This window comes from Ruegeria sp. HKCCE4148, assembly GCF_017872495.1.
Classification (GTDB): Bacteria; Pseudomonadota; Alphaproteobacteria; order Rhodobacterales; family Rhodobacteraceae; genus Ruegeria.
Map to the genome: position 1 here is coordinate 1 of NZ_JAEDOS010000022.1, position 4,171 is coordinate 4,171.

Here is a 4,171-nt window from a genome sequence, read left to right on the forward strand (position 1 = left end):
AGGCCGCGGGTTCGGTGTCAACTCTTCGTTTTGTCAGAAACTTCGCAACAGAGCCCTTTGAGGCTCGCAGTCGCCCTATGCCAACGCAGCATGACCCAAGATTCGGGCCGCGCAGAATCTACCGTTCGTTAGAGAGGTCAACTCGTTGATTTAGCAATGTTTCAATCACTCAATGAACATTTGTGCCTTGCCGCGGTGTTCTTGAAGCACGCGGCGATTTCGGACAGTGAGCCCTACCTGCCGTGCCTGAGCAATCAATTTGCTGCATACGCATTCGGCAGGTTTTATCGGAAGCCGACCTCTGATTTCCGAACCACAGAGCAATGGTTCTGCTTATCTTTGTCCCAAATTGGGCTGGGCAGACTTAGATCTTCTGTTGCTTTCCGTTGTATCAAGGCTTGTATCGTGTGTACTCGAAGTCCATATACACAGGGCTTACGTTTTTCTTTTTCGACCTGCTGTCTCCCAAACTCGGCGTTCAGTCTTTCGATTCAGACCGACCACGCCGAGTCGCCGCAATAATGCGGGCGGCAAGTATTAGGAGACTTCCACCATGGCAAATGGCACAGTAAAATGGTTCAACTCGACCAAAGGTTTTGGCTTTATCGAACCTGAAGATGGCAAGCGCGATGTGTTCGTGCACATCTCAGCACTTGAGCGTTCCGGCATCAGCGAATTGAAGGACGGCCAGAAGGTCACTTTTGACGTCGAAGCTGGCCGTGACGGGCGCGACAGCGCCGCCAATCTGGCACTGGCCTGACCTTTTACGGGCACCCTTATGGGGTGCCCGTTTGCACAATGGGCTGCTAAAAGCCCTTGGAGAACAAGTCAGTTGCAACAGCAGGAATTGACCCGGGCGCTCGCGCAATACCGTGTGCCCGATACGAAGCGTAGCGTTATTGAACTGACAATCACTGTCATCCCCTTTTTCGCGCTATGGGGCGCAGCGTGGTTTGCGCTATCCCTTAGTATCTGGGTCACTGTTCTATTGGCCATCCTGAACGCCGCATTTCTGGTGCGTATCTTCATCATCATGCATGATTGTGGTCACGGATCTTTCTTTAGAAGCCGCACCGTTTGCAATTGGACCGGCCGGGTTCTGGGTGTTCTCGCCCTGACACCCTATGACGTCTGGCGGCAAAGCCATGCGATTCACCATGCCTCAACCGGTAACCTTGATCGGCGTGGTATGGGTGACATTCCTACATTGACCATTGAGGAATACCTGAAACGGAATTGGTTCGGGCGTGCCGCTTACAGGTTAATCCGGAACCCCTTCTTCCTGTTCTGTATAGTACCGGTCTACACGTTCTTTTTTCAAAATCGCTTGCCCTTTGGTTTCATGCGGTCAGGCTGGCTGAATTGGGCAAGTGCTATGGGAACAAACGCCGCGATTGCAGTGGTCCTGGCTCTGATTTTTTGGACCGGAGGCCTGGATGTACTGGTTTTTGTATTCCTTCCAACCATGATCGTCGCCGCATCGATTGGTATTTGGCTATTCTATATTCAACACCAGTTTGAACACACGACTTGGGAGCGGGAAGAAGTGTGGAATCTTCAGAACGCCGCATTCTATGGAAGTTCTCACTACGCCCTGCCAGGCATCCTGCGGTGGTTCTCTGCCAATATCGGTGTGCACCATGTTCACCACCTTGCCAGCCGCATACCGTTTTATCGGCTAAACGAGGTTTTGCGTGACCATTCCGAGTTGGAAAATTGCCAGCGTATTACTCTATATGAGAGCCTTCATTGCGCACGATTGCATCTTTGGGATGAAGAAAGTCAGCGCCTGCTGACGTTTTCTCAGGCTTTGTCGAACGCCAATCCCAACAAGAGTTTAGTGTAATCTGGCGCGCACCAAAAAGGCGTCGACAGTATCACCGCCGAGGGCGCGAATGGCCTCTAGTCGGTGAAGGCCTTCAATCAGCACGAACCTCTTGTTGTCCGCGCGTATCTGAATCGGGGTCTTCTGGCCGTTCTTCAGGATATCTTCGGCCAGCGTCAGGACTTTTTGCTGATCAAGTGTTTTTGCACGCTTCACAGGTACATAGATCAGGTCGAGCGGGTATGGTTTCTTCTCAAGCATAAGCTACGTGTGCAACCTTTCGTGCATTTGTTCCGGTTCAGAGTTCTCTACAAAAGCGGGGGCTGGAACGTACGTCATAGAACCGAACGAACAGCGTCGCGCAGTTCCTGATGCATAATCCAAGTTGCTGGCTCATCGTCACTTTCGATGTGAGAAAATGCTAGGACCTGAGCGGCGCCATCATTCTGTACCGATCCGGCTTCGGGTAGGTCCAGTTCCAGATATTCTGCGATCAATAGTCCGATTTTCTTGAAAACCTTGATGGAGGCCTCGCGCGATTTGTAACCGGCTGCCTGAGACAAGTGACCAATAGTCAGACCGTCCTTGCCCGCGATAGTAAGTGCTTTGAGCATTGTGACCTGCGCAGGGGTGAGCCTGATCTGGCGCAATGCCTCTGCATATTCTCTTGCACTGGGAACGAGCGTGCCGGAGTTTCCTTCCAAACGTCGTTGACCGCTACGTTTCCTGTCTCGTTCTTCGAGAATTCCTTTTAAGGCTTCAATGGCCAACTCTGGTGTTTCACCAACTGCATCGGCAATCATTGCCTGCGTTTTAGCTGGTGGCTTGGGGAATGCGCGCGCAACGCTGTTACCGCTCAGAATGCCGGCTTTAATCAAGTACTTGCCAAACTGTTCCTCAATCACACCGGCTACGTCAGCGTTCCGCGACTTACGAACACTGCGTTCCTGAAATGCTCTTTGTTCTAGGTCGCGAATTGCCGATTTTGGGTGTCGGAGGCTAACCTGAGGGGTGCTTTTACGCATCAGAGAAACACCACCACAATTATGGCCGCAACAATCATCGCCAATGCGACAAACATCTTTATGCTGTAGGACCAGCGTTGCGCCTTTTCGGCTTTGAGTATTTTACCCAGGTTTTCGTCAATCGAGTTATGGTTCACGGATTCGTCCTTCCGGATATGTCAGGAGGTATTGGTTCCCACCAACCTATTGTCGCGGCACATTTTCGGTGCACTTATCGTTCTGTCTCGTGAACGGCCGATTGCATTCCCAACCATCACCTCTTCGATTCAAATGCGCGTTTGAAGGGAGTATGACCGCTGTGCATTGGCTTCTTTCTGCTCGAAAACCACGTTCGCATTTCCATCCGGAATAAGTTTCAGGTGCAAGAAATGCATGCTGTGGAACAGCCACAGGCTCACAGCCGCTCTCCGCTGCCCTGTAACCTCTGAGGCATACCCAACCATCCGAGCTTCTTTTGTCACTCAGACGACCGTTTTTTGGGACTTCTATTGCAACACAATCCTGGTCTTCCTTACGAAATCCCCAGTTGCAGTGTATTTCCTGCACGCCAAACCGAGTTTCGACGTACCCATTTTGAGGCGAAATCACTTCTTCACATTTATCTCCGACACGCTGGAACAGCCGATTGCACTCCCACTGATCTCCGGTCGATGCAAGATAGGCATTTTCAGGAACTCTTATCTCCTCACAGAGTTCTCCGACGTTCTGAAAACCGTGATTGCATTCCCAGCCACTGCCATAGGAGCTACCCGTCAAATATGCGTTTTCCGGTAGGTCTATTCTTTGGCACGATCCGTTCTTGTTCTCGAAACCTTCGTCACAAACCGATCCATCGGCATTGCCTGCGACCTGGGCAGGAAGCTGCGTTCCTGAGAGCAACACCAAGAGTGTCGGGATCAAACAAAGAATGCAGCGCGTAAACACGATGAACGACTGATTGAAACGGAGCCTGAGACCTGATCTATAGGGCATCAAGCACGCAATTTATGAGCCATGTGCTGTTCATACGGCGCCTTCTTTTACGGGTCACGCGATGACTGGGGCTTGTCAGGTGACAGTTGCGAATGCTTGCGAGGAACGAGCTCATAGCGAAGACCCCAGCGAAACCCGTTCCTACGCTGGGGCACATGCTACAATTAGTCTGAAGGCCATTGGATCATCGTAGCCGGCAGCATCGCGGCGACGAGTGACTTTCACCAATACACTTTTGTGGGTCCTGGTCAGCATAGAGTCAAGGAAGTTTCCTTGGTCGCCAAGCTAGCACCGCTAGGCTCAGGACTCATAGCCAAAAGATAACGAGTGCGGCGAGCGCGATTGCAGA

5 protein-coding genes are annotated in these 4,171 nt (G+C 51.5%); 2 read left to right on the plus strand and 3 right to left on the minus strand.

Annotated elements, in window-relative coordinates; genetic code table 11:
* The first annotated feature begins 553 nt into the window (after window positions 1-553).
* Complete coding sequence (locus tag I9187_RS21795; RefSeq protein WP_170430361.1) at window positions 554-760, plus strand: cold-shock protein; 207 nt, start codon at window positions 554-556, stop codon at window positions 758-760.
* Between the two features lie 72 nt (window positions 761-832).
* Window positions 833-1,846 carry a fatty acid desaturase gene (locus I9187_RS21800; RefSeq protein ID WP_170674489.1) on the plus strand — a complete coding sequence of 338 codons (1,014 nt, stop codon included), beginning with the start codon at window positions 833-835 and terminating at the stop codon, window positions 1,844-1,846.
* On the opposite strand, the gene I9187_RS21805 is transcribed toward I9187_RS21800, so the two are convergent.
* The 3 genes from I9187_RS21805 to I9187_RS21815 form a co-directional block, all read right to left on the minus strand.
* On the minus strand, window positions 1,838-2,086 hold the full coding sequence (locus I9187_RS21805; RefSeq protein WP_170447556.1) for a ParB N-terminal domain-containing protein: 249 nt from the start codon (window positions 2,084-2,086) through the stop codon (window positions 1,838-1,840). The genes I9187_RS21800 and I9187_RS21805 overlap by 9 nt on opposite strands.
* Before the next feature lie 74 nt (window positions 2,087-2,160).
* Window positions 2,161-2,850 carry a hypothetical protein gene (locus I9187_RS21810; protein ID WP_170447557.1) on the minus strand — a complete coding sequence of 230 codons (690 nt, stop codon included), beginning with the start codon at window positions 2,848-2,850 and terminating at the stop codon, window positions 2,161-2,163.
* Window positions 2,850-2,987: a hypothetical protein gene (locus tag I9187_RS21815; protein ID WP_170447558.1), complete on the minus strand. Its 138-nt coding sequence runs from the start codon at window positions 2,985-2,987 to the stop codon at window positions 2,850-2,852. The genes I9187_RS21810 and I9187_RS21815 overlap by 1 nt, the downstream gene beginning before the upstream one ends.
* Between the last annotated feature and the right edge of the window lie 1,184 nt (window positions 2,988-4,171).